Source organism: Streptomyces sp. NPDC086989 (assembly GCF_044745505.1).
Taxonomy (GTDB): Bacteria; Actinomycetota; Actinomycetes; order Streptomycetales; family Streptomycetaceae; genus Streptomyces.
In genome coordinates this window covers 152,815-178,672 of sequence record NZ_JBIVAL010000008.1, presented here as the reverse complement: position 1 = coordinate 178,672, position 25,858 = coordinate 152,815, and the positions used below count along the sequence as shown (strand labels likewise).

The 25,858-nt window shown below is 71.2% G+C and carries 26 protein-coding genes; 12 read left to right on the top strand and 14 right to left on the bottom strand.

The window, feature by feature from the left end; genetic code table 11:
- Positions 1 to 83 precede the first annotated feature (83 nt).
- From ACIPK4_RS21045 to ACIPK4_RS21035, 3 genes are all read right to left on the bottom strand, one after another.
- Positions 84 to 530, bottom strand: coding sequence for a VOC family protein (locus ACIPK4_RS21045; RefSeq protein WP_402314723.1), 447 nt, complete (start codon positions 528 to 530; stop codon positions 84 to 86).
- A gap of 150 nt (positions 531 to 680) precedes the next feature.
- On the bottom strand, positions 681 to 1,382 hold the full coding sequence (locus ACIPK4_RS21040; protein ID WP_402314721.1) for a response regulator: 702 nt from the start codon (positions 1,380 to 1,382) through the stop codon (positions 681 to 683).
- A complete protein-coding gene (locus ACIPK4_RS21035) occupies positions 1,379 to 2,581 on the bottom strand; it encodes a sensor histidine kinase (protein ID WP_402314719.1) in 1,203 nt (400 codons plus the stop codon). The genes ACIPK4_RS21040 and ACIPK4_RS21035 overlap by 4 nt, the downstream gene beginning before the upstream one ends.
- A 263-nt stretch (positions 2,582 to 2,844) precedes the next feature.
- On the opposite strand from ACIPK4_RS21035, the gene ACIPK4_RS21030 reads away from it, so the two are divergent.
- Complete coding sequence (locus ACIPK4_RS21030; protein ID WP_402314717.1) at positions 2,845 to 3,216, top strand: peptidoglycan-binding protein; 372 nt, start codon at positions 2,845 to 2,847, stop codon at positions 3,214 to 3,216.
- A 367-nt stretch (positions 3,217 to 3,583) separates the two neighbouring features.
- Here the strand turns inward: ACIPK4_RS21030 and ACIPK4_RS21025 are convergent, their stop codons facing one another.
- A complete protein-coding gene (locus ACIPK4_RS21025) occupies positions 3,584 to 3,865 on the bottom strand; it encodes a hypothetical protein (RefSeq protein ID WP_402314715.1) in 282 nt (93 codons plus the stop codon).
- Positions 3,866 to 3,955: 90 nt separating this feature from the next.
- Between ACIPK4_RS21025 and ACIPK4_RS21020 the strand changes: the two genes are divergently transcribed.
- On the top strand, positions 3,956 to 4,147 hold the full coding sequence (locus ACIPK4_RS21020) for a hypothetical protein (RefSeq protein ID WP_402314713.1): 192 nt from the start codon (positions 3,956 to 3,958) through the stop codon (positions 4,145 to 4,147).
- Between the two features lie 121 nt (positions 4,148 to 4,268).
- Here the strand turns inward: ACIPK4_RS21020 and ACIPK4_RS21015 are convergent, their stop codons facing one another.
- Positions 4,269 to 5,063, bottom strand: coding sequence for a rhomboid-like protein (locus ACIPK4_RS21015; RefSeq protein ID WP_402314711.1), 795 nt, complete (start codon positions 5,061 to 5,063; stop codon positions 4,269 to 4,271).
- A 184-nt stretch (positions 5,064 to 5,247) separates the two neighbouring features.
- Between ACIPK4_RS21015 and ACIPK4_RS21010 the strand changes: the two genes are divergently transcribed.
- Positions 5,248 to 6,831: a purple acid phosphatase family protein gene (locus ACIPK4_RS21010; protein ID WP_402314710.1), complete on the top strand. Its 1,584-nt coding sequence runs from the start codon at positions 5,248 to 5,250 to the stop codon at positions 6,829 to 6,831.
- A gap of 113 nt (positions 6,832 to 6,944) precedes the next feature.
- Here ACIPK4_RS21010 and ACIPK4_RS21005 read toward each other — a convergent pair whose 3' ends face one another.
- On the bottom strand, positions 6,945 to 8,342 hold the full coding sequence (locus tag ACIPK4_RS21005; RefSeq protein WP_402314708.1) for a S8 family serine peptidase: 1,398 nt from the start codon (positions 8,340 to 8,342) through the stop codon (positions 6,945 to 6,947).
- Between the two features lie 467 nt (positions 8,343 to 8,809).
- On the opposite strand from ACIPK4_RS21005, the gene ACIPK4_RS21000 reads away from it, so the two are divergent.
- Positions 8,810 to 10,852 carry a M4 family metallopeptidase gene (locus ACIPK4_RS21000; protein WP_376191741.1) on the top strand — a complete coding sequence of 681 codons (2,043 nt, stop codon included), beginning with the start codon at positions 8,810 to 8,812 and terminating at the stop codon, positions 10,850 to 10,852.
- 52 nt (positions 10,853 to 10,904) lie between these two features.
- A complete protein-coding gene (locus ACIPK4_RS20995) occupies positions 10,905 to 11,069 on the top strand; it encodes a hypothetical protein (RefSeq protein WP_402314706.1) in 165 nt (54 codons plus the stop codon).
- A gap of 43 nt (positions 11,070 to 11,112) precedes the next feature.
- On the opposite strand, the gene ACIPK4_RS20990 is transcribed toward ACIPK4_RS20995, so the two are convergent.
- Positions 11,113 to 11,931, bottom strand: coding sequence for a methyltransferase domain-containing protein (locus ACIPK4_RS20990; protein WP_402314704.1), 819 nt, complete (start codon positions 11,929 to 11,931; stop codon positions 11,113 to 11,115).
- A gap of 308 nt (positions 11,932 to 12,239) precedes the next feature.
- Between ACIPK4_RS20990 and ACIPK4_RS20985 the strand changes: the two genes are divergently transcribed.
- The 4 genes from ACIPK4_RS20985 (at position 12,240) to ACIPK4_RS20970 (ending at position 16,050) form a co-directional block, all read left to right on the top strand.
- Positions 12,240 to 13,832, top strand: coding sequence for a molybdopterin-dependent oxidoreductase (locus tag ACIPK4_RS20985; RefSeq protein WP_402315193.1), 1,593 nt, complete (start codon positions 12,240 to 12,242; stop codon positions 13,830 to 13,832).
- A 93-nt stretch (positions 13,833 to 13,925) separates the two neighbouring features.
- Positions 13,926 to 14,576 (top strand): fasciclin domain-containing protein, encoded by a 651-nt coding sequence (locus ACIPK4_RS20980; protein WP_402314702.1) that lies wholly within the window; start codon positions 13,926 to 13,928, stop codon positions 14,574 to 14,576.
- 273 nt (positions 14,577 to 14,849) lie between these two features.
- Positions 14,850 to 15,497, top strand: a complete 648-nt coding sequence (locus ACIPK4_RS20975) for a lysophospholipid acyltransferase family protein (RefSeq protein WP_402314700.1) — start codon at positions 14,850 to 14,852, stop codon at positions 15,495 to 15,497.
- Between the two features lie 124 nt (positions 15,498 to 15,621).
- Entirely contained in the window at positions 15,622 to 16,050 is a 429-nt protein-coding gene (locus ACIPK4_RS20970) for a nuclear transport factor 2 family protein (RefSeq protein ID WP_402314698.1), read from the top strand.
- Positions 16,051 to 16,145: 95 nt separating this feature from the next.
- Here the strand turns inward: ACIPK4_RS20970 and ACIPK4_RS20965 are convergent, their stop codons facing one another.
- The 4 genes from ACIPK4_RS20965 to ACIPK4_RS20950 all read right to left on the bottom strand — a co-directional run bounded on the left by ACIPK4_RS20965 (position 16,146) and on the right by ACIPK4_RS20950 (position 19,969).
- Positions 16,146 to 16,790, bottom strand: a complete 645-nt coding sequence (locus ACIPK4_RS20965) for a GAP family protein (protein ID WP_402315191.1) — start codon at positions 16,788 to 16,790, stop codon at positions 16,146 to 16,148.
- A 245-nt stretch (positions 16,791 to 17,035) separates the two neighbouring features.
- Positions 17,036 to 18,397 (bottom strand): chloride channel protein, encoded by a 1,362-nt coding sequence (locus ACIPK4_RS20960; protein ID WP_402314696.1) that lies wholly within the window; start codon positions 18,395 to 18,397, stop codon positions 17,036 to 17,038.
- A gap of 208 nt (positions 18,398 to 18,605) precedes the next feature.
- Positions 18,606 to 19,319, bottom strand: a complete 714-nt coding sequence (locus tag ACIPK4_RS20955) for a hypothetical protein (RefSeq protein ID WP_402314694.1) — start codon at positions 19,317 to 19,319, stop codon at positions 18,606 to 18,608.
- 212 nt (positions 19,320 to 19,531) lie between these two features.
- Positions 19,532 to 19,969, bottom strand: a complete 438-nt coding sequence (locus ACIPK4_RS20950; protein ID WP_159044582.1) for a hypothetical protein — start codon at positions 19,967 to 19,969, stop codon at positions 19,532 to 19,534.
- Between the two features lie 283 nt (positions 19,970 to 20,252).
- Between ACIPK4_RS20950 and ACIPK4_RS20945 the strand changes: the two genes are divergently transcribed.
- Complete coding sequence (locus ACIPK4_RS20945) at positions 20,253 to 21,287, top strand: helix-turn-helix domain-containing protein (protein WP_402314692.1); 1,035 nt, start codon at positions 20,253 to 20,255, stop codon at positions 21,285 to 21,287.
- A gap of 234 nt (positions 21,288 to 21,521) precedes the next feature.
- Here ACIPK4_RS20945 and ACIPK4_RS20940 read toward each other — a convergent pair whose 3' ends face one another.
- Complete coding sequence (locus tag ACIPK4_RS20940) at positions 21,522 to 21,923, bottom strand: BlaI/MecI/CopY family transcriptional regulator (protein ID WP_402314690.1); 402 nt, start codon at positions 21,921 to 21,923, stop codon at positions 21,522 to 21,524.
- 209 nt (positions 21,924 to 22,132) lie between these two features.
- Here ACIPK4_RS20940 and ACIPK4_RS20935 point away from each other — a divergent pair, with 209 nt between their 5' ends.
- Entirely contained in the window at positions 22,133 to 22,969 is an 837-nt protein-coding gene (locus tag ACIPK4_RS20935) for an undecaprenyl-diphosphate phosphatase (protein ID WP_376191761.1), read from the top strand.
- 556 nt (positions 22,970 to 23,525) lie between these two features.
- Positions 23,526 to 24,182: a phosphatase PAP2 family protein gene (locus ACIPK4_RS20930; protein WP_402314688.1), complete on the top strand. Its 657-nt coding sequence runs from the start codon at positions 23,526 to 23,528 to the stop codon at positions 24,180 to 24,182.
- A 364-nt stretch (positions 24,183 to 24,546) separates the two neighbouring features.
- On the opposite strand, the gene ACIPK4_RS20925 is transcribed toward ACIPK4_RS20930, so the two are convergent.
- Together ACIPK4_RS20925 and ACIPK4_RS20920 are read right to left on the bottom strand one after the other, a co-directional pair.
- A complete protein-coding gene (locus tag ACIPK4_RS20925) occupies positions 24,547 to 25,485 on the bottom strand; it encodes a M48 family metalloprotease (protein ID WP_402314686.1) in 939 nt (312 codons plus the stop codon).
- Positions 25,482 to 25,853, bottom strand: coding sequence for a BlaI/MecI/CopY family transcriptional regulator (locus tag ACIPK4_RS20920; protein WP_402314684.1), 372 nt, complete (start codon positions 25,851 to 25,853; stop codon positions 25,482 to 25,484). Before ACIPK4_RS20920 ends, ACIPK4_RS20925 begins: the two co-directional genes overlap by 4 nt.
- Positions 25,854 to 25,858: the final 5 nt, after the last annotated feature.

Genomic DNA, 25,858 nt, shown 5'->3' with positions numbered 1-25,858 from the left:
GGCCCAGACCTGGCGCAAGGGTCCACGGATCGAGTCCGCGGACCCTTGCACCCCCGTTCACACCGTCCCCACCCGATCGGCCGTCACTTCTTCTTCAGCTCCTCCGCGAGCATCACGAGGATGCCGCTGGGACCACGGACGTACGTGAGCTTGTAGGCGTCCTCATAGGTCGCCACACCGCGAAGCGGATGACATCCGTGCCTTGCGGCTGTCGCCAGGGCTTCGTCGATGTCGTCCACCGAGAAGGCGACGCGATGCATGCCGATCTCGTGGGGACGAGTGGGCTCCGACTCGATCGCTTCGGGGTGGATGTACTCGAAGAGCTCAAGGCGGCCATGGCCGTCCGGCGTCTGGAGCATCGCGATGTTCGCGTGATTGCCGTCAAGGCCTACGGCGGTGTCGGTCCACTCCCCACTGACCGTGTCACGGCCGATGACCGTGAGGCCGAGGTCGGTGAAGAAGGAGATCGCTGCTTCGAGATCGCGAACGGCGATGCCGACGTTCTCAAGTCTGATGGCCACGCTTGGCATGCTACCGAGCCGGGGCGATCGGGTGCCTTCGGCAAGGCCGCAGCCGTGTCAGTCGCCCACCGTGAAGAGGCCCACCGTGAAGAGGACCGCCGGGGAGCATGTCCACCAGCCAACCGCACGACGGCATCGTCCAGCCACAACAGGAGACCTTCAGGCGTTCCGGCCGGGAACCACCAGCCCGCTCTCGTACGCCGTCACCACCGCCTGGGCCCGGCTCTCCAGGCCCAGCTTCGTCATCGTCCGGCTGAGGTGGCTCTTGACCGTGCCCTCGGTGATGAACAGCCGCCAGGCGATCTCGGCGTTGGCAAGGCCCTGCCCGACCAGCTCCAGCACCTCGATCTCCCGGCTCGTCAGCGCGTCCAGTCCGGCCGCCCCGGCCCTGGCGGCGTCGCAGGCCCCTTCACCGCCCGCGCGGGTGGCGAAGGCCTCCACGAGCCGCCGGGTCACCGTCGGCGCGAAAAGCGCGTCCCCGCTGCCCACGGCGGTGATGGCGGCCAGCAGCCGTTTGGGGCCCGAGTCCTTCAGCAGGAAGCCGGAGGCCCCTGCCTTCAGCGCCCCGTACACGTACTCGTCCAGGTCGAAGGTGGTCAGGATCAGCACGCGGGGCGCCGGGGGCGGGGTCCGCGCGAGGATCTGCTCCGTGGCGGCGATCCCGTCCATGCGCGGCATCCGGATGTCCATCAGGATGACGTCGGGGCGGGTACGGGCGGCGAGCTCGACCGCCTCGGCGCCGTCCGTGGCCTCGCCGACCACCTCGAAGCCCTCCGCAACCTCCAGCAGGCCCACGAGCCCGGCCCGGATGAGGAACTGGTCGTCGGCCACGAGCACCCTCAGGCATCCGGATCCCGTCATGCCGGGCGACCGTCCCCCCGTGGCAGTACGGTCCGGGCCGAGGTCGGCAGCGTAAGGCACACGGCATAGCCCCCTTCGCTGCGTGGCCCGGTGCTGATCGTTCCTCCGTAAAGCTTGGCCCGCTCACGCATGCCCATCAACCCGTTCCCGCTCCCCTGTGCCAACTTGGCCGGAACGGGGCCCCCGCCCGCGCCGTCGTCCGTCACGGTCACCGAGAGGTACGTGGGCTGGTAGTCGAGGGCCACGGTCACGCTGGCGCCCGGGGCGTGCCTGAGGACGTTGGTCAGCGCCTCCTGCGTCACCCGGTACGCACACAGCTCCACGCCGGGGGCCAAGGCACGCGCATCGCCCGTGATCCGCAGGCTCACCGGCACGCCGGCGGCCCGGACCCGTTCGGCCATCTCCCCCAGCCGTGACAGGCCCGGCATCGGAGCGTCCCGGCCCGGGGTCTCAGGATCGGCCCCGCCGTCCGGTTGCTCCCGGTCGGTGTCCCGCAACAGGCTGAGCATGCGGCGGAGTTCGTCCAGCGCCTCGGCACTGGTGTCCTCGATGGTGGACAGGGCCGCCTTGGCCGTGCAGGGCGCGGAGTCGAACACGTACCCGGCCAGGCCCGCCTGGACCGAGATCACGCACATGTGGTGGGCCACGATGTCGTGCAGCTCCCGTGCGATGCGCGCACGTTCCTCGGCGACGTCGCGGCGGGCCCGTTCGTCGCGCTCGCGCCGTAGCTGGCGAGCCAGTTCGGCCGACCTGCGGGCCACCAGCCCGAACCGCCACAACACGGCCGGGAACACCACGGCCTGCGCGAGCACGGTCGCCATGGAACCGCCGGCGGGGCCGTTGCCCAGCAGGCCCGCGTAGATCCACACCGCCCCCATCAGCGCGGCGCAGACCGCCGAGGTGCGGACCGGGCAGAGCGCGGCCACCGTGTACACCGCGAGCATGGGACCGAAGCAGGTGACCACCGGCCAGTACCCGGCGGTGACGTACACGACCCACATCAGCTGCGTGAACAGGCAGACCGCTACGGGTGCCTTCGTCCGCACGGCCACCGGCACCGTCACCAGCCCGACGAGCAGGTACGCGGCGAGATCCAGGGGAGGCCAGCCCTGGGCGACCGCCTCCCGGCCCAGAAGCACGGCCACACCCGTCTGAGCGAGGGCTGTCAGCGCGTCCATGGAGGAGGGGCGGATCCGCATCGCCGCAGCCTAGCCCGGACGGCGCGAACCGGCCTCCCACTCCCGTACTCCACCATGAGTTGGGAAAGGCGCGGCCCTTGTGCCGGAGGTTGACGCGAAGGTCCACCCGGCACGGGACGACGGGCCCGGGCCCCGGCCCGTAGCTTCATGCCTCGGCAGCACGGGACCGGCCGACCACCGGTCCCGCACACCAGGACTGCGGGTCCACTCGGGGACACCCACGGGGGAAACGGCCCGCGCCGACCGAAGGACGGAACACAGCCATGCTCGTCAGCAAGCGTCTCGCGCTCCTCGTCGCCTCCACTGCCCTGTGCACCGGTGTCGCCCTGGCCCCGTCGGCCGTGGCGGCCACGAACTCCGGTACGTCGGTGACCGGTTCGCGCGGCTGCAACTACACCGACTCGCAGCCCACCATCAGCAGGGGCTCCAAGGGCGCCGCGGTCCGGCAGGCCCAGTGTCTGCTCAAGACCTGGAACGTGAACATCGGCTCCTCCGGCGTCGACGGCGACTTCGGCCCCGACACCGACCGCGCCGTGCGCGAGTTCCAGCGCCGGGTGAAGGACATGTGCAACATGCCGGTCGACGGCATCGTCGGTCCCAAGACCTGGAGCGCCCTGAAGAACCCGGTCTGCTGAATCCGGGATCCGGGTGACTCGGGGGTCCGGGTGACCCGGATCCGGGTGACGGGGCGGGCCCCGGTCCTCGCGGTCGTCGTACGACGCGTGCGGGCCGGGGCCCGGCCGATCGCCCGGAGCGAGAGTGATGCGCATGTGACCGCTGCCTCGCAGGAGGTGGCGGTCTTCCCATAACGGGTGGAGCCGCCGCAATCACGATCCGTCAGAGAACGGTCTCCTTTCCCAAGGGTCGCGGCCGCCGAAGCGGTAACCCCGGGGCCGGTCACGTCGTCCGTGCCGTCCCCCTGCCGGTGAGCCTCTCCGCAGGAGAGGGGGCGGGGCGGTTTCGGCGCGAGGCCCGCGGCGGTGAGCACGGCCGTGGGCCGGATCACCGCACGCAGCTCCTTGTCCCGGCCCGGTTGACGACCGCCCGGTCGGGGTCGGCGAGCGCCTCGACGACGTCCTCACCGGCGTGGTGGCGTACGCGCATGCCGGCGGGCTGGTCCGCGGGGCGGGCCGAGTCGAGTTCGGCCAGCACCGCCTCGGCCCCGTACCGTGCGTCCGCGTCGTACCGGCGCACGGCCGCGGTTTCGCTGCGCCCGGGTTCCGGAGCGAGCGCCTTGATCGTCTTCGTCGTCCCGGACGTTATGCGCCGCGTCGACGCCGACACACCCACGCCGTCACCCTCCGTGTTTAAGCGCCCGGGATTCGGTAACAAGAAGTAGTGACAACCAGTCAATACCCGACGAAAGGCAGGAACATGAACCTCGTTGCCGTCCTCATCCTCGTCGCGGCCCTCGTCCTCGTCGGTCTTCTGATCGTGGCTCCTAGCGCCACCGTTCGACGCAACCCCTTCCCGGGCCGCAGGGCGCGCGCCGGCCACCGCCGCGAGGGCGCTCCCCGGTCGACCCGGGTACCCCGTCAGCGGGACGTCCGGCACCACGCGCACTGACCCCGGTTTCCCGCCACAGCCTCCGCGCCTTGCCCACCACGGCCTCCGGGGCTGCGGCCGCACGACCCGCCGGGCGGCCCCTCGGGGCCGGCGGGGGGCCGTCCGGGGCCGGCGATGGGGTTCAGACCGCGGGGGGTGCCTCCACTCCGGCTGCCACCGGTGTGGCCGATTCCGGAACAGAGTCCCGGTGTGGTTCGGAGTCACTCCCAGCTGTGGACGGCGCGGTCGCGCGGGCCCGTTGCCGCCTGAAAGCCGGCACGCCCGACAGACCGAAGCCGAGGGCAGCCGCCACGAGGTGCCCGATCGACGTGAAGTCCGGCAATGGCCCGTTCCATTCGGCACCGCCGAGAGGCCATGCGAGGACGAAGACGGCCCAAGGGAGCCGGCCACGGCGCGGAAGGGCCAGAGTGCCGATCGCCAGCACGGTCTGGGCTCCGTAACTGACCCCGTAGTCCAGGGCGTGCCGCACGGCCGCCGGATACCAGTCGTGCTGCACCGCGAAGGCGATGACGAGAGCGGTGAGCAGGGTGGCCGCGACATGCCCGCCGAGGAACACGGCCACGGCGCGCCGCTTTCCCCACCGGTCCTCCACCCAGGCCAGGAAGCAGCAGACGCCGAGGCCGAAGGTGATCGAGGTGCCCACGAAGCCTGCCGAGGTGACATCCGTGAGCGTCCCGTCGAAGAACAGCGCGCTGCCGAGCAGCGCGGACAGGGGATGATCTTGCAGGTTGTCCAGGTTGGTGCTGAGGTGGCCCAACACGGTGGCCGCCCGATCGGCGGACAGCCCGTAGCCGACCCACGCGTGGCCGACCAGGAGCAGGCATACGTAGGCGAGGGTCAGCGGCGCACGGCGCGGATACCCCCGCACGGCGCGGAGCAGCCTGTCCGAAGGGCCCCACGGTGACTGAGAGTTCATACCGTGGCATTCTCCAGGTCGAGCCGGCGGTGGGGACCGGCGGATACCGACGGCCCGATGACGGCCCGGCATGGTGCGGGTGGCACGAAGATGGGTGATTCCGGGGATTCTCATGGGGGTTCGGACCCCGTCCGTTCACCTCCCGGCGAACTCCGCGTCGCCTCGGACGATGAGGTTTGCAGCCATGGACCTTCCCGATTTCGGTATCCCCCAGCAGCTCGCCTCCCGGATGAGCATGGCTGAGCAGCACGAGTACCTGCGCGCGAAGTTCACCCGGCGCGGCGCCCTGCGTGCGGGTGCGGTGACCGCGGCCGTCGCCGGCGCCGGCGTCGGCCTGGGCGTCGGCGCGGCCTCGCCCGCGTACGCGGCTCCGGCCGTGCTGACCTCCACCGAGCGGCGCGGTGTCGACGGCGCGCTGGCCGCACCGTTCGCCCGGCACTTGCAGTACGGCGCCGATCCGAAGACGCAGATGCGGGTGTCCTGGCAGGTGCCGTTCGCGGTGAAGAGGCCGTACCTGCGCGTGGGCACCAGCCCCTGGGCGCTGAGCGTGAAGATGGACGCCGAGGTCCGGCATCTGAGCACCCCGGTCCTGAACGGCGGCAAGATCGCCGCGGCGGAGCAGTTCTACCTGCACGTGGGCCTGGACCGGCTGAGGCCCGGGCAGACGTACTACTACGGGGTCGGGCACGACGGCTTCGACCCTGCGGACCACCGCAACCTGGGGACGCTCGGCACCTTCACCACCGCCCCCTCGCGCGCCGAGAACTTCACCTTCACCGCCTTCGGAGACCAGGGCGTGAGCTACCACGCGCTCGGCAACGACGCGGTGCTGCTGGCCCAGAACCCGGCCTTCCACCTGCACGCGGGCGACATCTGCTACGCCGACTCCTCCGGTTCGGGCACCGCCGGCGACACCTACGACGCGCGGGCCTGGGACCAGTTCCTGGCCCAGACGGAGACGGTGGCCAAGACCGTGCCGTGGATGGTGACGACCGGCAACCACGACATGGAGGCCTGGTACTCGCCCCAGGGCTACGGCGGCCAGAACGCCCGCTGGTCCCTGCCCGACAACGGACCGGACCCGGTCAACCAGCCCGGCGTGTACTCGTTCGTACACGGCAACGTCGGTGTCGTGGCACTCGACGCGAACGACGTCTCGTACGAGATCCCCGCCAACTTCGGGATCAGCGGCGGAAAGCAGACCGCTTGGCTGGACCGGCGGCTGGGCGAACTGCGCCACCACCGCGACGTGGACTTCATCGTGGTCTTCTTCCACCACTGCGCGTTCTCCACCACCAGCGCACACGCCTCGGAGGGCGGGGTGCGCGACGTTTGGGTACCGCTGTTCGAGAAGCACCAGGTGGACCTGGTCATCAACGGCCACAACCACGTGTACGAACGGACCGACGCGATCAAGGGCAACAAGGTCGGCCGGAAGGTCCCCATCGGCGAGCGCACCGACCCCACGCAGGACGGCATCGTGTACGTCACGGCGGGCGCGGCGGGGCGCTCGCTGTACAGCTTTCCGGTGCCGGACTCGTACGAGGGCCACGTCGCGGACCGCGACGGCGTCGAGTCCTACCGGTGGGTCAAGGGCGGGTCGAAAGCGGCCGAGACCGTCGAGTGGTCGCGGGTGCGGTACACCAACTACTCCTTCCTCGCGGTCGAGGTCGAGACGGGCCGCTCCCCGAAACTGAAGGTCAGCGCACTGGCCGAGACGGGCCAGCGGATCGACCACTTCGAGATCCAGAGGGGCCGCGGCCGCTAGGCTCTAAGCGCCGCAACCCCGTCCGACTCGGACGAAGCCCCAGGCCGGCAGCCTGGGGCTTCCTGCCGGCCGGCTTCGCGTGCCGCCCGGAGGATGGTGTCCGGTGGGAACGGTCAGCCGTGCCGTCCTTCGCGGGCGAGGGCGGGTACGAAGCGGGCCGCGTCCAGGGTGCCGACGCCGGTGGCCATGTCGTAGCCGTTCACCGCCGTGTAGCCCGTGACGCCCGCGTAGCTGTTGTTGGTGCCGTCGTTGACGTCGACGAGGCCGGTGGAAGGGTCATGGGCGGAGCGCCCGTACAGGCAGTACAGCGCCTCGTTGATGTTCCCCAGGCGCTTGCCCGCAACCTGATCGGCCAGGGCCACGATGCCGGAGAACAGCGGGCTGGACTCGCTGGTGCCGCCGGAGACGTCCCAGCCGGCGGACGCCGGGTCGTAGCTGGTGTAGATCCACGCGCCGCCGTCGACCGCGGCGGCCATCGAGATGTCCGGGGTGCCGCGCTGCGCGCCGACGATGCCCTTGACCCCGTTCTGGAAGGCCGGACGCTTGAACACGTGCGACTGGCCACCGCCACCCGCGCCGTTGTCGTTGTAGACGCTCTCGGGGGCGGTCCGCCCGCCCGCGTCGTTCAGGTGCAGCTGGGTGCCGCCGATGGAGGTCACCAGCGGATCCGAGGAGGGCCAGGAGTTGACCGGGTGGTCGTAGAGGGCGCTGCCGCCGGCGTTGTAGTCGGTGGCTCCGCCGTCGCCGGAGGAGGCGAGCACGGTGACGTGGTTGCGCGCGGCGGCCTCGAAGGCGTAGCGCAGGTTCTTGATGCTGGAGAAGTCACCCTTTTCGAAACCGGGGAAGGTGTCCTCGGTCGCACCGAAGCTCTGCGTGATCACGTCGCCGATGCCCCGGTCGATCAGGTACTTCTCGGCGTCCATCATCTCCGGCAGACCGGTGGTCCCTTCGGTCTCCGCGACCGCCGTCTCCACCAGGACGATCTTCGCGTCCGGCGCCACCGCGTGCGCCATCTCCACGTCCAGGGTCGTCTCGCCGGCCCAGCCCAGCATGTCGGCGTTCTTCGGGTCCCACGCGGGGACGTTGCCCCACTTGACCACCTCGACCTTGGTGCTGGGTATCCCGAACTGCTTGCTGTAGACGTCGAGGTCGTGCTGGACGGTCGGTGAGCCGAAGGAGTCCACGATGACGATCGTGCGGCCCTTGCCGGTGATGCCCGCCTTGTACAGGGGGTTCAGGTGGTACGCCTCGCGGTACTGAAGCGGGGTGTAGCAGGCGATCTTCCACTTGGTCCGGCACTCCTCGATGGAGAGCGGGCTACCCACGGAACGGATCAGCTGGTGTCCCGCGACGGCCGGACGGGCCACGGTGTGCGGGACCGCTGTGGTGTGCGGCGCGGAGGCGGTCGCGGTACCGGTCAGTGGGACGGCCGCCATCGCGGTGAGCGCGAGGCCGAAGGCGGCGGCCGTGGCGGCTGCGGAACGCGGCCACGTACGACGAACTGGATGCATTGCAGACTCCCTGGGGGGGTGGCTGCCGCGCGGAGCGGCTTCCGTGATCCCACCCGGCAAGTCATGTGCAGGACAAGGGTATTTGACGCTTGATGCCGAACGCTTTACCTGAATGCGCACTACGCCGCCTCCACGGCGGCCCCCACCAGACGGCCCACCGGCCACCGGCCACCGGCCACCGGCGAACGCCCGCAGCGGCTGCGCACCTCCGCCGGTACAAGTCCTTGCGCAGGTCAGCGCTTTCGGGTGCATCCGGGGCGGCCGAGCGCCCACCCGGAGTGTCCGGTCAGCGAACACCCAACGGCGAAATCCGGACTCCGTTCGGCTGATTCATGACGCGCTCCTGACAAAGATCGGGATCGCTGGCACTCTCTCCCCATCCCCAGCGCGAACCAGCTCCGCCGCGCTCTGCCCGGCCGGCCTCATCCCAGCCGCCCGGAAACCCCCCACAGGCAGAAGGAGTCAGCGTGAATTCCACGCATCGTCGTAACGCCACCGCCACCGGTGCCCTGCTCGCCGCAGCCGCCCTGCTCACCGTCGGTGTCCAGGCGGGCAGCGCCAGCGCGCAGTCCGACGCATCCGCGAACGCAACCGCCCCCACGGGCCAGCCCGTTCGCAACCCGGGCGCACTGCCCGTACAGCTCACCCCGTCCCAGCGCGCCGAGCTCATAGCGAAGGCCCAGAGCACCACGGCCGCGACGGCCAAGGAGCTCGGCCTCACCTCCCAGGAGAAGCTCCTCGTCCACGATGTGGTCAAGGACCAGGACGGTACCACCCACACCCGGTACGAGCGCACGTACGAGGGACTCCCGGTCCTCGGCGGCGACCTGATCGTCAGCCGTACGGCGGCCAACACGACGCAGAGCGTCAGCAAGGCCTCCACCGCACAGCTGGCGGGCGTCTCCACCTCCGCCCCGGCCGACGCTCCGGCGGCCGCCTCGGCGCAGGCCCTCGACGCCGCGAAGGCGGTCGGTTCCAAGGCCGACAAGGCCGACGCCGCACCCCGCAAGGTCGTGTGGATGGCCCAGGGCGTGCCCACCCTCGCCTACGAGACCGTCATCGGCGGGCTCCAGGACGACGGCACCCCCAACCAGCTCCACGTCATCACCGACGCCAAGACCGGCGCCAAGCTCCACCAGTGGCAGGGCATCGAGACCGGTGTCGGCAACACCCACTACAGCGGTCAGGTCACCCTCGGCACCTCGAAGTCCGGTTCGAACTTCACGCTGAACGACGCGGGCCGCGGCGGCCACAAGACGTACAACCTGAACCGCGGTACGTCCGGCACCGGCTCGCTCTTCTCCCAGACCACCGACACCTGGGGCAACGGGGCCAACTCCAACGCCGCCACGGCGGGCGCCGACGCCGCCTACGGCGCCGGCGTCACCTGGGACTTCTACAAGAACGTCCTGGGCCGGTCCGGCATCCGCGGTGACGGCGTCGCCGCCTACTCCCGGGTCCACTACGGAAACGCGTACGTCAACGCGTTCTGGGACGACAGCTGCTTCTGCATGACCTACGGCGACGGAACGGGCAACAACGACCCGCTGACCTCGCTGGACGTCGCCGGGCACGAGATGACGCACGGCGTCACCGCCGCCACCGCCGGCCTCGAGTACAGCAGCGAGTCGGGCGGCCTGAACGAGGCGACCTCCGACATCATGGGTACGTCCGTCGAGTTCTACGCGAACAACCCCAGCGCGCCGGGCAACTACCTCATCGGCGAGCAGATCAACATCAACGGCGACGGCACCCCGCTGCGCTACATGGACAAGCCGAGCAAGGACGGCGGCTCCGCGGACGCGTGGTACTCCGGCGTCGGAAACCTCGACGTGCACTACTCCTCGGGCCCGGCCAACCACTGGTTCTACCTGGCCTCCGAGGGCTCGGGCGCCAAGACGATCAACGGGGTCAACTACAACTCGCCGACCTCCGACGGTCTGCCCGTCACCGGCATCGGCCGGGACAAGGCGCAGCTGATCTGGTACAAGGCGCTCACCACCAAGTTCAACTCCAGCACCGACTACAAGGGCGCCCGCGACGGCACGATCGCCGCGGCGACCGAGCTGTACGGTGCCGGCAGCGCCGAGGTCAAGAACGTCACCGACGCCTGGGCAGCCGTCAACGTGGGCGCCCGTTCGAACGGTGGCACCCCCACCCCGGGCAACGTCTTCGAGAGCACCACGCAGGTCGCCATCCCGGACTCCCCCGGCCCCGCGGTCACCTCGTCGGTCAGCGTCACCGGTGTCACCGGCAACGCGCCGAGCACCCTCAAGGTCGGCGTGAAGATCACCCACACCTACATCGGTGACCTCCAGATCGACCTCGTGGCGCCCAACGGGACGGCGTTCCGCCTGCAGAACTCCTCTTCGGACTCCACGGCGAACCTCGACAAGACCTACACCGTCAACGCCTCGGCCGTCGCGGCCAACGGCACCTGGAAGCTGAAGGTCCAGGACAAGGGCGCCGCGGACACCGGCACCATCACCGACTTCAAGCTCACCTTCTGACCGCGCCCGACCGTCTCTGAGCGGCTGACCGCGCATGAGCTGAAGCTGGACAGTGCCTGAACCCGGGTACGCCGACACCCCCGCCTCCAGGACACAGGAGGACGGGGGCGTCGTGCTGTGCACGGAGCGCTGCGGTTCAGGCCATCAGCAGACGGAGACCGAGACCTGCGGCATCGAGGTCGGCGAGGCCGCTGTTGCGCCCGGCCTGGCCCGGTAGCCGGCTGCGGTCCTCGCCGACGGCCGGACGAGCCCGAACCCCGTCATCGTGGTGCGGCGTGCGGACGCTCACGCCGGCCGGCTCGGCGGCCGATCGCCGTGACGGTGGCCAGGCCGGGGGCCGTGAAGTCCGCGGCGGTCACCCGGTCCGAAAATGCGGCGAGTTCATCAGGGGTGATGCCGAAGTCCTGCTGGAGGTCGACGCCGAGCTGTTCGGCGCTCAGCCGCCAGAAGCGGCCCATGGGCGTGCGGCCGACCCGGCTGGTGCGCGTGTCACCGTGTACGTCGGTGAGCCCGGCTGCGCTCAGCAGCTCGGGCAGGGTGCGGGCCCAACGGCAGTCCGTACCGATGCGGCGCTCCACGACATCGCACATGGCCAGGCTCACCTTCCGGTACTGCGGCTCCGGCGAGGTCTCCAGCGGGAACATCACGAGGTCCTCGATGACCAGCCAGCCACCCGGTGCCAGCCAGCGTGCCATCCGTTCCAGCACGTTCTGCCGGGCGGGCAGGTGGGACAGCACCCAGCGGGCGTGGATGAGGTCGAAGGACCCCTCGGGGACGTCGTCGGCGGTCACGTCGAACCGGCGGACTTCCAGGCCCGGTACGTCCCTTGCTCGCAGGTGCGCCGGATCCCGGTCCGCGGCGACCACGTACCCCGCCGGAAGGCGCCGGACGAGCCACTCCCCGACCGTGCCCAGTCCTGACCCGACCTCCAGACACCGCGAGTCCTCCGGCAGAGGCAGTTGTTCCAGCCGGTGGAACGTCCCCGGGTCCAGAGCCTGCGCCAGCGCCTCCAGGCGGGCCTTCTCGGCGGGGTGTGCGTGGGAGAAGAGCTGATCGCCGTACTGCTCCGCGTCCGACACCGCATTGCCTCCCTGCACCGGTCGCATGCGGCGCCACCGGCCGCCGCCGCGGCGCACCGGTTCCGTTCCGCACCGCCCCGCCTGATCGAAATCCGTCGACGGCAGTATCGGGCGCCCTGGCCGGCTCCACGACGATCCCGTGCGGGGTACGTCATGTAGTGCGGGGTACGTCATGTAGGTGGCGGGCGCACGCTCACGAAGCCGTCGTCGCCGACGCGGCTCTCCCCCTCTGGGAAACCGATGCTCGGGGGAACGAGCAGCTCACTCTTTCGGGGGACCTCACCGATCCGCCGGACCGGTGCTGCCGAATCCGCCGTGTGAGCAGCCTCCGCAACACCCTTTCCCGCGCCGCCCAGGGCGCGTTGGCCGGGCTTCTGGCCGCCTTCACGGCGCTTGCCGTGGCCGAGCCGGTAGCCGGTCTGGTGCGTCCCGCCTCCGGACCGGTGACGGTGGTGGGCGGCGCTGTGATCGACCGGACCCCGGCCGCGGTGAAGGAATTCGCGATCCGTAACTTCGGCGAGAACGACAAGGCCGTCCTGCAGCTCGGGATCCTCGTCCTCCTGTCGGTCATCGCCGTCGTCCTGGGCATGTTCAGCCTGCGCCACCGCCGCTCCGGTGCCGCGGGAGTCCTGCTGTTGGGCTTCGTCGGCGCCGCCGCGGCCCTGAGCCGGCCCGACTCCACCGGGACCGGCGACGCACTCCCCTCGCTCGCCGGAGCGGTCGCAGGCACTCTCACCCTGTACGTCCTGGCCTCCGGAGCAGCGCCCTCGGGCGCCCCGGCGTCCGAGGGCGGCGAGACCGGGGCGAGCGGGTGGAGCAGGCGCGGCTTCCTGACCGCGGTCGGCGTGAGTGCCGTCGCGGCCGCGTCCGCACGTGCGGTCGGCTGCTTCCTCTCAGGACGTCAGGGGCAGGGCGCCGTCGCGTCCCGCGAGGGCCTCGTCCTGCCCGAGCCGGCCTCCCCGGCTCCTGCCGTCCCGGCCGGCGCCTGGTTGAACGTGCCCGGCATCAGCCCCTTCACCACCCCCAGCCGCGATTTCTACCGCGTCGACACCGCCCTGGACGTGCCCGAGGTCGTTGCCTCGACCTGGCGTCTGCGCATCCACGGCAAGGGCGTCACCCGTCCCCGCACGTACACGTTCCAGCAGCTCCTCGTCCGCCCGCTGATCGAGCGCGACATCACCCTGACCTGCGTCTCCAACGAGGTGGGCGGCCCCTATGCAGGCACCGCCCGCTGGCTCGGCGTCCCGCTGGCCGACCTCTTGCGGGAAGCGGGGGTCCGGCCCCCGTCCCAGGGGGGAGGGGCCGACCAGCTCGTGGCGCGTTCCGTCGACGCAATGACCTTCGGCTCTCCGGTCGAAGACGTGATGGACGGACGGGACGCGATGCTCGCCGTCGGCATGAACGGCGAACCCCTGCCGTTCGACCACGGCTTCCCGGTCCGCATGATCGTCCCCGGACTGTACGGCTACGTGTCGGCCTGCAAATGGATCACCGACATCGAACTGACCACCTTCGACGCCTACGACCCCTACTGGGTGAAGCGGAACTGGGCCCGCCGGGCGCCGGTCAAGACCCAGGCACGGATCGACACCCCCAGGCCCTTCGCCCGCCCCTCCGCCGGAACCGTCACCATCGCCGGCGTCGCCTGGGCCCAGCGCCGCGGCATCACACGCGTCGAAGTCCGCATCGACGACGGGCCCTGGCACGACGCCGACCTCGCCGCCCACGCAGGCGTCGACACCTGGCGCCAGTGGTCCTGGCCCTGGCAGGCCACACCCGGCGGCCACGACATCACCGTCCGCGCCACCGACGGCACCGGCCAGGTGCAGACCGAGCAGCGCGCCCGCACCATCCCCGACGGTGCGAGCGGCTGGCACAGCGTCTTCGTCACCGTCCCCTAGACCACCGGCCCCGTCCGCACAGGGCCGGGCCGGAAGCACCACCGCTGCATCTTCACACCTCTGACCCGACAGACGCTCAAGGAGCAAACAACCATGAACAGCATGAAGATCCGCCGTACCGCGGTCACCGTCGCCGCAGCCGCTCTGCTGCCCTTCTCCCTGGCCGCGTGCTCCGACTCCGGCAGCAACACCGGGGCCGGACCCACCGCGGCCGCCCGGGACGAGGCCAAGACCGGCGCAAGCTCCTCCGCGGACGGCGCCGTGACCACGGACCGGCCGTTCGGCCCGGCCTGTGCCGGAGTCCCCGCGGAAGGGGCCGGTTCCTTCGCCGGCATGGCCAAGGACCCCGTGGCCACTGCCGCGTCCAACAACCCGGCGCTGTCCACCCTGGTCGCGGCCGTCAAGCGGGCCGGCCTGGCCGACACCCTCAACAACGCCCAGGACATCACCGTCTTCGCGCCCACCGACGACGCCTTCGCGAAGCTTCCGAAGGCGGACCTCGACAAGGTGCTGGCCGACAAGGCGACTCTCACCAAGATCCTCACTTATCACGTCGTGGGCCAGAGGCTCAGCCCCAAGCAGCTGGAGAACGGCTCCTTCGAAACCCTGCAGAAGGGCAAGGTCACCACGAGCGGCTCCGGTGAGTCCTACGAGGTCAACGACAGCGCCTCCGTGGTCTGCGGCAACGTGAAAACCGCCAATGCCGCCGTCTACATCATCGACACCGTCCTGATGCCCAAGTAACCCTCGACCAGAGCCGGGAACGTCTCGCGCCCCTGCCTCACTCCTGCGAGGAGGCAGGGGCGCCCTCTGCCCCGGATCCCCCGGCGGGCCGGGTGCTCGTACGGCCGCGCGCACCTTGACGGTCGGCGAGGGCGGCCCTCGACCTGTCCGGTCCTACCCACCAGCTCTGGGGTCGGCAGCGCGGAGGGGTGAGTACGGCAACTCATGACCCGCGCTCGGCGGCAGCCGACGATGAGGGCGTCAGCGCAGTGCCCCAGAAGAACGAGGCCGTCCATGCTCAGCCGACTCGCCGCAGCAGTCGTCCCCCTTGCCGGGAGACTGACCGTCACCTCCGAAGCCGCATCGGGTCCCGACGCCGGCAGCATCCTGGTGGCCAACCACACCTCGCTCGCCGATCCGGCCGTCGTGGTCGCAGCGCTGCGCCGGTACGGAATCGAGCCGGTCGTCATGGCCGCCGCCGGCCTGTGGCGGCTGCCCCTGCTCGGAGCGGCGCTGCGCCGCGAGGGGCACATCCCGGTCCGGCGCGGCACCGCCCGCGCCGGCGAATGCCTCGACGTCGCAGCCGCCGCCCTTGCGGCCGGGCGCTGCGTCCTGCTCTACGGCGAAGGCCGGCTGCCCGAACGCACCGACGCGGGCGAGGCCGCGCCCGGGCCCTTCCGCAGCGGCCCGGCGCGGCTGGCCGGCATGACGGGGGCTCCGCTCGTACCGATCGGCCAGGTCGGCGCCCGCCGCCTGTGCTCCGGCGGCCCGGTCAAACAACTCGCCGGAGCCGTGACCGCGCCGCTGCGGCGACCGGACCTGCACGTACACATCGGCGCACCGCTGCACCTTCGCGGCGCGGTCCCGGAAACGACACTCCGCCTCCAGGATGCCGTCAACGCCGCATGGCAGAACGCGAACCGCGCCCGGAGCAGCCGGTGATTGCGCGACCGGCCACGGTGGGGGTGCGCCGCCGCCCAGGTCCCACGATGCAGAAAGCACTGGTGGCCGCCGAGTCGATCTTGCGAGGATGGTCGCCCAACGCACCTACGCCGGAAGTGAGTTCATGAACGCGAAAGATCCCAAGGTCGAGGCAGTCGAGAACTTCTTCGCCGCCTACGCGGCCGGTGACGTGGAGGGCATGAGTGCCGTCCTCGCACCGGACATCCAGTGGACGATCCCCGGACGGCATCCGCTGTCCGGTACCAAGCACGGCGTCGCCGAAGTCCGCTGCTTCTTCGACCAGCTCGGCAAGGCCGGCTTCCAGGCCGAGCCGATCTTCTTCGGCAGCAACGACGACTACGTCGTGGACATCCACCGCGGCTGGACGACGACGGGCACCGGCAAGGTCGACACGACCTGGGCCCTGGTCTGGCACTTCAATGCCGACGGTCAGGTGGACCGCGTCGTCAACCTGAGCGGTGACCAGCACCAGATGGACAACTTCATCTGGGACAACTTCACCCTCGCGCCCCTGCCCGACCGCCTCGCCTGACGGACCCCGGCGGATCCCGGCTCCGCCCGCGCGACCGGCGCGCGGAGCCGGCCCCCGGGCCGCCGGCTCGGTCCGGCCGGGCATCAGGCGACGCATCAGGCGACGAGTGCGTACACGCTGCTGGCGGTCAGCCAGAGTCCGGCCAGCAGGGAGAGGGTCACGATCAGCTGGTCCTGGTGGTGCTCGAGCCAGGTCCGCAGGGCGCTCAGCCGGGCCTGGGCGGCAGTCGGCGCCCAGACGGTGTACAGCTCCATGACCAGGAGGCTGAGAGTGGCCAGCAGACAGTAGCCGGTCAGGGCGAGCCAGTCGGAGAGGGAGGAGAGGTCGGCTTCGACGACCGTGGCGGCGCCGGCGCCGACCAGGGCCCACGGCTGGAGCAGCCAGGCGAGTGCGGCGGCGGTACCGAGGGAGGCGTGGTCGACACGGCTGGCCCAGCTCGGCGGCCGGTGCGGGCGGGGCGGCCGCCGGAACCGGTAGCCGCCGAACAGCACCAGGCCGACGCCGATCGCCAGCTTGGCGGCGACTGCGGCGGTCGACGGTGTGCTGTGGTGGAAAGGAGGCGACCCGCCGGTCAGCAGCACCACACAGGCGACCACCGCGACCAGGTCGGCCAGCCAGGACAGCAGGAAGGCAAGGCCCTTGCGAACGCCACGGTGCGACGCGAGCAGCAGGATGAAGGCACTGTTGTGCAGCGGTCCAAGGGTGATGGCCGTGCCGATGACGACCAGGTCGACGACCATCGGCACGATCGCTCCCGGAGGTCAGGGCCACCCGGGATCCCCGGACGGGCATTCTGCACGGGCGTCCCGGTGGAGTGGGCAGGGATGCCGGCCTCCGCGGGGCGCGGCGTGCCGACTCTGCAACCCCCGACCCGACGGGTCAAGCCAGCCACGCCGGTGCCCCCGAAAGACGCCGCCCGGGGCCCGGGGGTTTCCGTGCGGCCGCCGGCCGGGGCCCGGGGGCGCCGTGCGCACGGCGGTGGTGGCTACACGGCGGGCGCGGCCGGCCGTGGGCGGGCTTCGGGTGGCGGCGGCTCCGCGGGAAGGCGGGCGAGCCGGAGCGTGCCGACGTAGGCGACCACCACAGCGACGATCACCAGCGGCATCACGGTCAGACCGTCCGTGCCGAGCAGCAGGCTGGCCAGCATCACGGACGTCATCGGCAGTTTCAGCATCGCGACCGTCATCGCGCCGATCCCGAGGGCGAATCCTGCGGTGGTTCCCATACCGGGGAGGTGGGAGAGCGCGAGGCCGCCGACCGCTCCCACGAACACGGCGGGGAAGACCGGGCCGCCGCGGAATGCGCTCATCGAGGCGCAGTAGGCCAGTGACTTGCACACGAGCAGGACGATCAGGGTGGCCGCTGTGTAGCCCGCGCTGTCCGCCAGCAGCGGGCCGAGCGCGTCCTGGCCGGAGAACAGCACACCGGTGACCGGCCGCTTGGTGATCGCTGCGTACAGCAGTGCGATCACGCCGACGGCGAGGCCCATGAGAACGGTGAGCGGCAGCCGGTGACGATCGACCAGGTCCTGCAGCGCGAGCGAGGTACGGCGGATCGCCTCCCCGAGGAGTGCGGCGATGACGCCCGCGACGATCGCCCAGGCGAACTCGCCGAGGGTGGGCGTGCCCGCCGTCGGCACGTGGCTCAGCTCCAGCGAGTAGGTGCCGAGGCCGGTCCAGGCGCCGAGACCGGTGAAGATCAGCGAACCGACGCCCGCGGCCAGCAGGCCGGGCACCAGCACCACGCCCATCATGGGGCCGCCCAGCCCGGTGGCCTCCATCAGCAGGAAGGCTCCGACCAGGGGGGATCCCAGCAGTTCGCTGATGGCCGCGAAGCTGCCGGCCGCGCCGATCACGGCCACGGCGCTCGGTGCCGCATCGCGTTTCAGCAGTTTGACCGCGCCGACGGCGAGCCCGCCGCCGAGCGCGATCAGCGGGGCCTCCGGGCCGAGGACGACACCCAGACTGAGCGAGACGAGCGCGGCGGCCGCCACCCCCGGCACGGCGGCGAACGAGGGTGTGCCGCCGGTCTTGAGGCCTTCGGCCGGCTTGTGGCCACCACCGCCGGGCAGGTACCGGACCGTCAGGGCGACCAGTACGCCTGCCACCGCGAGCAGCGGGATCGCCCACCAGTCGGGAGCGTCCTGGAAGCCGAGGCTTTTCGGCAGGTCGCTGTAGACCAGCGACTGGAGTTCGGAGACCAGAGCCAGGAAGCCGAAGGCGGCGGCCGAAATCGGGACGCCGAGCAGGGCCGAGATCACCAACACCCACACGTATCCGCGGGTGCGGACGATCGCCAGCGGGTCGTTCGGTGCTCCAGCGGGCTCGGCGGGCGGTCCGGCTGGCATGTGCATCGTCTCCTCGGAGTCCGGTCCGTCCAGAACCCCGCGGGTGTCGGGTGCCTGGCCCGGGGCGGTGGATCCGTCCTGAGCATCATTGCGGGCACGAGCGGTTCCGTGCCGCTGCGGCACGCTCGGACTTGTGGTCCGTGGCAGCCACACCGGTGCTGTGCTTCCGTGGCACGAGAGGGAACCGACCGCCGACCCGAGCGGCCCCTCAGGCGAGGACGTTCACGGCTCGGGCCACGACGAGTCCCAGGATGACCAGCGACACGATGGACTGGAGGGTCATGACGCTCTTGGCCCACGGGGCGAGCGGCATCACATCGGTGGGGCTGAATGCGGTGGAATTGGTGAACCCGAGGTACAGGTAGTCGACGTAGCGGGGTCGCCAGTGCGAGGCGTTCAGCTCGGGGCTGAGGTGCTGGGGAAAGGCGAGTGCCGGAGTGGCGGGCATGTGGTGTGCGCGGGCGGCCGGCCCGCCGCTGTCGAGTTCGAAGTACAGGAGGGAGAACGCGAGGATGGTGGAGGCCCAGACGCTTCCGCCGGCCAACAGGAGGGCAGTGGCGGAGTTGGTCTCGGTCCCGCCGTGGATCAGATCGTCGATCAGCTGAAAGGTCGACCAGATGGCGCTGCACACGAGTACGACGACCAAGGCGATCGACGTCGAGCGCAGGACGGTGGAGCGTCGGCTGATCCGGACCGGGTCGCCCGAGATCAGTGCGACCAGGAGCAGCCCTTCAGCCAGCGGAATCGCCCACCGTGGCCCGAGACGCAGGTCGTCCGGCAGAAGCAGGGTCAGCAGCGCGGAGGCGATGACCGCTGCGGCCATCGGCCAGCGGCTCTCGACGAGGACAGCGGGGTGGGGCAGGTGCTCCGGCTCGCGTGGATCGCCCGTGCGGTGGGTATCGGAGGGTTTCTGTCCGGTCACGGCCGATTACTTCCTGGGCTCGGTGGCAGCACACGGGTCGGCACGGGCCTGGACCTCGAATCCACCGTAGACCGGGGCGGCCGGACGACACGAGCGACACGCTCCCCGATTCACACACCTGCCGATGTATCGGCCCAGCCGCCCGGGAGGACGGGAACACCGGATCCGTCCGCGGGCTTGCGACGGCCCGCGGACGGATCTTCCCTCTGAGGTCAGCAGCCGTTGTTGATGGCCCTGGTGCCGACGTAGAGGACGCCGTTGGAGTTCATGTCGACGGTCGAGCCGGCACCCCCCTTGGTGTTCGAGGCCCAGACAACGCCGCCGCTGCTGTTGTAGACCACGAAGTTGCCGTCCGTCTGGTAGACCGCCCAGTTGTTGTTCCCGGAACCCCAGCTGTTCGTCGCCCAGCAGGCGTAGCGACTGCCGTCGTCGAACCGGAGGTACTCGACCAGGTTGCCGTCGTTCTGCATGACGAGCTGGATCTGCCAGCCTTGGGGCGAGTACCGATAGATCATCTGCCCGACGTGCAGGGCTTCACCCCGGTACAGGAAGCTTTGGCCTGCGGCCGCCGATGAGGTTCCGGCAGTACCGATGAGTGCGGTTACGGCCATACCGACCGCCGCGGCGGTCGTCGCAAGCCTGCGGATCATGCTCATGGTCCTCCATTCAAAACGTTCCAGGCGTGTGGTACTGGGTAGGGGCATCCGGCAGTCCGGGTCGTCACGCGAGTGAGGGCCTGTCGCTGCCGCAACTCCCTCGTAGAAGATGCCAACGGCCCGCGCGACGGAGTTGACGCGGCGTGCGGGATTGCTTGACCTTGCGCGCGCTCGTCCGTCCCCTCGCCACGCGAAACGCCCGCGGGATCTCCGTGCGTCGGCCGGGGTACCCGCTGCATCCTGGGTCTGGTCGAAGGGATCCGACAGGGGGCGCTGGATGTGGTCGGTGTTGTCAACGGGCGAGGTACCAGCGGGAGAACGGTTCGACTGGTACTCGGACATCGTCTCGCGCGAGGTGATGCCCGCCGCGCTCAGCAGCGAGCGGCCCGCCGAGTTCCATGGCGAGGCCGCGGTGCTGGACCTGGGGGAGATCCGTGCGTCGAAGTTCTCCCTGTCACCCCTGCGCTCCCGGCGCACGGCCGCGATGATCCGGCGTGGCGACCCGGAGCAGTACCAGCTGGCCCTTTTGCGCAAGGGAGCCACATCGCTGTCGCAGCACCGGAACGAGTGCACCGTCGGAGCAGGTGACCTCATGCTCTGGGACACCTCGCGCCCCTCCGACAACCAGATGCCCGCCACGGGCGGCCAGGTCCAGGCGACGATCCTGCTGCTGCCCCGGACCGTCATGCCACTGCGCACCCAGCGCCTCGACCAGGTACTGGCCCGCCGCATCCCGGGCGACTGGGGCATGGCCGCGATCCTGTCATCCTTCATGAACGCGCTCGAAGACCACGGCACCGAATGCAGTCCGGAGGAGCTACGCCGTCTCGGAGCGGTCGCCGTCGACCTCGCGACGGCCTGCCTGGCCCAGTACCTGGACGCCGAGGACCACCTTCCTGCCGAGGTCCGTACGCAGGCGCTCGTGCAGCGGATCCATGCCTTCATCGAGCACAACCTCGGCGACCCGGAGCTGAATCCGTCCGCGGTCGCCGCCCACCACCACATATCGGTGCGCACCCTCCACCAGCTCTTTCACGACCGGGGCGAGAGCGTCCGCGCCCGGATACGCCGACGCCGCCTCGAACAGTGCCGTGGCGACCTCGCCCACCCCGGTCGCAGCGCCCACCCCGTGAGCGCCATAGCCGCCCGCTGGGGCTTCAGCGGGCCGGCGGTCTTCAGCCGTTCCTTCCGCGAGGCCTACGGAATCAGCCCCACCGAGTTCCGTGCGCTGCGCGTCACCGACTTCTGCGCATCCGCCGGGAGGCTGACCCACGGCTCCCCCGCGCAGACGCCGGTACCGCCTGGGGGATGACGACCCTCCGCCGCGGACCGCGGAGGCTGATGCCCCAGTGCCTGCGCGGCTGCCGTTCGCCTTCGGCTTCGAGATGGGGCCGGACGTGGACGGGGCGCTGGTTCGGTGCGGGTGACGCCGCCGGGTTCAGCAGTGCCGGCTGGCACACACTGGCGCTCCTGTGCATCGCTCCACCGGGTCCTCCTCCGGGAAGAGCAGCGGGAGGCAGGTGGCCGGGTGCGCGGCAGGCCCGGCCTACCGGCCCGCGTCCAGGTCACCCAGCAGGCGGCGCAGCAGCGCCTCGTCCCCGCTGGAAAGGTCGTCGACGAAGCGCATGAGCACCCCCTCGCGGTCCTGCGCCTCCTCCATCGCCCGGTGCATCTTCCGTGCGGCGAAGCCCTGTTCGTCCGTGGCGGGGGCGTAGGCGAAGGCCCGGCCGTGCGCGGCACGGGTGAGGACGTCCTTGTCGTACAAGCGCGTCAGGATCGTCACCACGGTGCTGTAGGCCAGGTCGCCGCCGATGCGGTCCAACACCTGCCGGGGCGTGAGCGCCAGAGGCGCCGACCGGAGTACGGCGAGCACCTCGGCCTCCCGCCGCCCGTTGGCCAGGCGGCGCTCCCCTTCTTGCAGGGGACCGGCGGGGTCGTGCCCGTCCAATGTTGGCCGCCTCCTCGCTCATCCTCTACAGTCACCCTCGTCTTCTACACGCGTGTAGACGATGAGGGTCTTCCCCGAGTGTGCCACGCCCGCCCTCCTCCTCACACGCCCCCCGCCGCCGCCATCGCGGTGACCGGCTCGGCCCCGGCAGTTACCGGGGCCCGGTCGACGCTTCACCACCCCATCGGACAACCTGAGGGACGGACGCATTGAGTACCATCGGCATCGGACAGGCAGCGGTCCTCGGCGTCGTCGAAGGAGTAACCGAGTTCCTGCCGGTCTCCTCCACCGGCCACCTGAAGATCACCGAGGGGCTGATGGGCATCCCGGTGGATGACAAGGCCGTCGTCGCCTTCACCGCGGTCATCCAGGTCGGAGCCATCGCCGCGGTCCTGGTGTACTTCTTCAAGGACATCGTGCGGATCGTGACCGCGTGGGGACGCGGCCTCGTCAACCGCGAGGAGCGGTACCACCACGACTACAAGTTCGCGTGGTGGGTCATCTACGCCACCATCCCCATCGTCGTCGTGGGACTGGCCGCCAAACCCCTGATCGAGAGCACCCTGGCCTCCCTGTGGGTGGTCGCAGGTTCCCTCATCGTCGGCAGCGGCCTGATGTGGGCCGCCGACCAGATGGGCCGCCACAAGCGGGGAGAGGACGACACCGGCCTCAAGGACGCCATGCTGGTGGGCTGTTCACAGATCCTCGCCTTGCTCTTCCCCGGCTTCTCCCGCTCCGGAGCCACCATGTCGACCGGACTCATCCTCGACCTCGAACGCGTCGCCGCCACCCGCCTCTCGTTCTTCCTGGGCATCCCCGCCCTGACCGGCGCGGGCCTGTACGAGCTCAAGGACGCCGTCGGCGCCGGCGTGGACACCGTTCCGCTGGCTGTCGGCACCGCGGTCTCCTTCGCGGTCGCCTACGCCTCGATCGCCTGGCTGCTGAAGTTCGTCGCCAAGCACTCCTTCAACGCCTTCGTCATCTACCGGATCATCATCGGAGTCCTGCTCTTCGGCCTTCTCGGCACCGGGGTACTCGCCGCCTGACGGCGGTCTCCGCCGCCGCGTGGGTCCGTCCGACCCGGACGGACCCACGCGGACTCCGGCTCCTCGGAGCGGGGGCCGGCCCTCGACCACCGGCAGCGGGGACGGGCCGGGGCCGCCCTCCGCGCGGCCGTCAGCCCCGGGGTCGTCCTGCATCGCGGCCTCCCCGTCGCACGCACCCGCAGCACGCACCCGCAGCACGCAACCGGGCCCGCCGGCAACAGCGCAGCACGCGCTCGCCCCTGGGGCTCGACCGGGACACGAGCGCGGGCTCCGCTGCACCTGCCCTGCCGTCCGGGGCTCCTCCGCGGCCCACAGGCCGCAAGCACGACCGCCCCCAGCCCGCCGGCCGGTCTGCGGGCGGCTGGTGACCCGGCCATTGACCTCATCCTTACCCCACCATCGTCTACAGTGCAGTAGACCGTCCAGGGCGGTGGAGTCGCCCGGGGTGTTCCGCCCGGCCGCCTTCGCCCGGCTCCCTCGAAAGGCCCCACCGCATGGCCGCTTCCGTGCACGCCGCCGCCGAACTCGCGGTCAGCCACCGTCGTGCGGCCTCCACGTGAACCGCGCCCGCCTCGCACACCGGGCCGGCTGGCTGGCCCTGGCCGCCACCGTGCTCTTCATCCTGCTGACGCTGTGGGTCGTACGCACCCCCGATCATCCGCTGCCCGCCGATGTGACCCTGCACCGCTGGTCCGTGGAGCACCGCCCGGCGCTCGCCTCGGCTCTCACCCGCGTCCTCACCTCCACCGGCACCGGGTTCCTCCCGTACGTCCTGCTCGTGCTGGCCGGTTTCTACGCCGGCCACACCACCCGGCAGCGGGCCTTCACCGCCGCCGCGCTGCTCCTGTGTCTCGGCGCGGGTCAGACCCTGCGCTACGCGATCATGATGCTGGTGGCCCGCCCCCGCCCCGCAGCTGCGGACTGGGCGACCCACGCCGCCGGCTGGTCCTTCCCCTCCGGGCATGCGAGCACCGGCGCGATGACCGCCGGACTCCTGATCGCCGTTCTGTTCCTGCGCGGTCCCCGGGTGTCGCGGGCCGCGGTCACGGGGATCGCGGTGTGGGGTGCGGCGGTCGGTCTCACCCGCGTCTACCTCGGGGTCCACTGGTTCACCGACGTCATCGGCAGCTGGCTCTTCGCCACCGCCTGGCTGTCCCTCCTCGCCTTCGCGTACCTGTCCCGCACCCGCGACCGGCCCGCAGCCGACGGCTGACGTGCACCCGCGCATCCTCGTCGTCGAGGACGATCACGCTGCGGGACGTACGGGTGCGGGAACGCGCGACGAGGACTTCGACCCGGCGCCCGCACGGAACGGAGCCCGAGCGCTGCGGCCGGCCGAGGCAGGATCCGACGCGGTCGCCTTCGCGTCGGCCCGCCCGACGGGCTCGGCCGGGACGTCTGCCAGGCCCTGCGGGCCCACGGCTGTCCGGGGCCCGTCACCTTCTGACGGCCCACCACCACCTCACCGACGGCTGACCGGATTCTCCGCGGGAGGCGACTACCACCTCCGGGACACGGCGGACGCCATGAAGGGCCTGCAACGGCCGGCAGGTGACGGGATCGCACGGACATCGACGTCAGTCGGAGGGGTGTTCCCCCTGGGCGATTTCGACACCACGGTGCAGCCAGACCGCCCCGGCCAGGGAAGAGGCTCCCGCCGTGCCGCACAGCAGGGCCATGGCCAGCACCGCAGGGGCGATGCGCCGGGCGGGCGCCTGTGCGAGCAGGGCCTTCACCCGGGCGGGCACGGGCCCGGTGACAGCGGCCGCCGCGAGCACGGGCCCCCCGGGCCGACCGCCGACACGGGCGGTGGCCAGCGCGGCGCGCCCCACGGCCCGAGCGGCGAGCAACCGGTCGCCGGTGGCGCGGGCGGCGGCCTCGTCGGCGGCACGTTCGGCGGCGAACGACACCTGCGGGACGACCGCCGCCAATGCCGGGTGGCACCAGCCGGCGAGGTGGGCGACGGCGAGGAAGAGGTGGTGGCGCGAGGCGAGGTGAGCGCGTTCGTGGGCCAGGAGCACCTCGCGCTCGTGCGGGTCCAGGGAGCGCAGCATGCCACTGGTCACCACGACCCGGCCCGTGCCCGTCAGTCCGGGCAGCGCGTAGGCGTCCGGGCGAGGATCATCCAGTACGCACACCCCCGCGACCTGCGGAAGGTGGGCGACATCGCCATGGGCACTGCGCAGGCGCGCCACCTCGGACCGTCCCTGCCGGACCACGGCGACGCCGGTCACGGCGACGATCCCCGCGGACAACGCGGACACTCCGAGGGCCAGCGGGGCCGGACCCGCTGGGAGCGGCCGGACCAGGTGCACGAGGGCGGCCACGGACGGGACCGTCAGAGCGAGGGGCAGCAGCAGGACGCCCAGGCACGCCACGACCCCGACGGCGAGCGCGCCGGCGGCGGTGGTGATCGTCCACAGCGCGACGTCCGGCCTCACCCGGGAGACCACGCGCCGGGCGAGCGGCGGAAGGACCCAGGGCAGCACGAGGGGGACGAGCAGCAGGGCGATCACCGATCGCCTCCCTCCAGCAGGCGCCTGAGCTCCGCCTCGTCGTCCTCACTGAGCCCTGCGACGAACCGCGCCAGTACGACACTGCGGTCGCCGTCCTGGTCGAGCTCACGGTGCATCCGGCGGGCGGTGAGGCCGTGCGCGTCCTCCATCGGGAAGTACAGGAAGCCCCGCCCGCCCGGTTTCCGGTCGACGACGCCCTTCTCCTGCAGCCGGGCGAGCAGCGTCGCCACCGTGGTCCGGGCCAGCGGCTGCGGTATCGCGGCTCGCACCTGGGCCGCGGACTGCGGTTTTCCCGCCGCCCACAATGCCGCCAGGACGCTGGACTCCAGCTCACCCGCCGGCCGGCGTTCGCTCGCGCTGTCCGTCATGGGAC

Bases quoted from the DNA above. Each gene is read 5' to 3' on its own strand.
- ACIPK4_RS21045 (WP_402314723.1), bottom strand. From the start codon at position 530: ATGCCAAGCGTGGCCATCAGACTTGAGAACGTCGGCATCGCCGTTCGC.
- ACIPK4_RS21040 (WP_402314721.1), bottom strand. From the start codon at position 1,382: ATGACGGGATCCGGATGCCTGAGGGTGCTCGTGGCCGACGACCAGTTC.
- ACIPK4_RS21035 (WP_402314719.1), bottom strand. From the start codon at position 2,581: ATGCGGATCCGCCCCTCCTCCATGGACGCGCTGACAGCCCTCGCTCAG.
- ACIPK4_RS21030 (WP_402314717.1), top strand. From the start codon at position 2,845: ATGCTCGTCAGCAAGCGTCTCGCGCTCCTCGTCGCCTCCACTGCCCTG.
- ACIPK4_RS21020 (WP_402314713.1), top strand. From the start codon at position 3,956: ATGAACCTCGTTGCCGTCCTCATCCTCGTCGCGGCCCTCGTCCTCGTC.
- ACIPK4_RS21015 (WP_402314711.1), bottom strand. From the start codon at position 5,063: ATGAACTCTCAGTCACCGTGGGGCCCTTCGGACAGGCTGCTCCGCGCC.
- ACIPK4_RS21010 (WP_402314710.1), top strand. From the start codon at position 5,248: ATGGACCTTCCCGATTTCGGTATCCCCCAGCAGCTCGCCTCCCGGATG.
- ACIPK4_RS21005 (WP_402314708.1), bottom strand. From the start codon at position 8,342: ATGCATCCAGTTCGTCGTACGTGGCCGCGTTCCGCAGCCGCCACGGCC.
- ACIPK4_RS20980 (WP_402314702.1), top strand. From the start codon at position 13,926: ATGAACAGCATGAAGATCCGCCGTACCGCGGTCACCGTCGCCGCAGCC.
- ACIPK4_RS20975 (WP_402314700.1), top strand. From the start codon at position 14,850: ATGCTCAGCCGACTCGCCGCAGCAGTCGTCCCCCTTGCCGGGAGACTG.
- ACIPK4_RS20970 (WP_402314698.1), top strand. From the start codon at position 15,622: ATGAACGCGAAAGATCCCAAGGTCGAGGCAGTCGAGAACTTCTTCGCC.
- ACIPK4_RS20965 (WP_402315191.1), bottom strand. From the start codon at position 16,790: ATGGTCGTCGACCTGGTCGTCATCGGCACGGCCATCACCCTTGGACCG.
- ACIPK4_RS20960 (WP_402314696.1), bottom strand. From the start codon at position 18,397: ATGCCAGCCGGACCGCCCGCCGAGCCCGCTGGAGCACCGAACGACCCG.
- ACIPK4_RS20950 (WP_159044582.1), bottom strand. From the start codon at position 19,969: ATGATCCGCAGGCTTGCGACGACCGCCGCGGCGGTCGGTATGGCCGTA.
- ACIPK4_RS20945 (WP_402314692.1), top strand. From the start codon at position 20,253: ATGTGGTCGGTGTTGTCAACGGGCGAGGTACCAGCGGGAGAACGGTTC.
- ACIPK4_RS20920 (WP_402314684.1), bottom strand. From the start codon at position 25,853: ATGACGGACAGCGCGAGCGAACGCCGGCCGGCGGGTGAGCTGGAGTCC.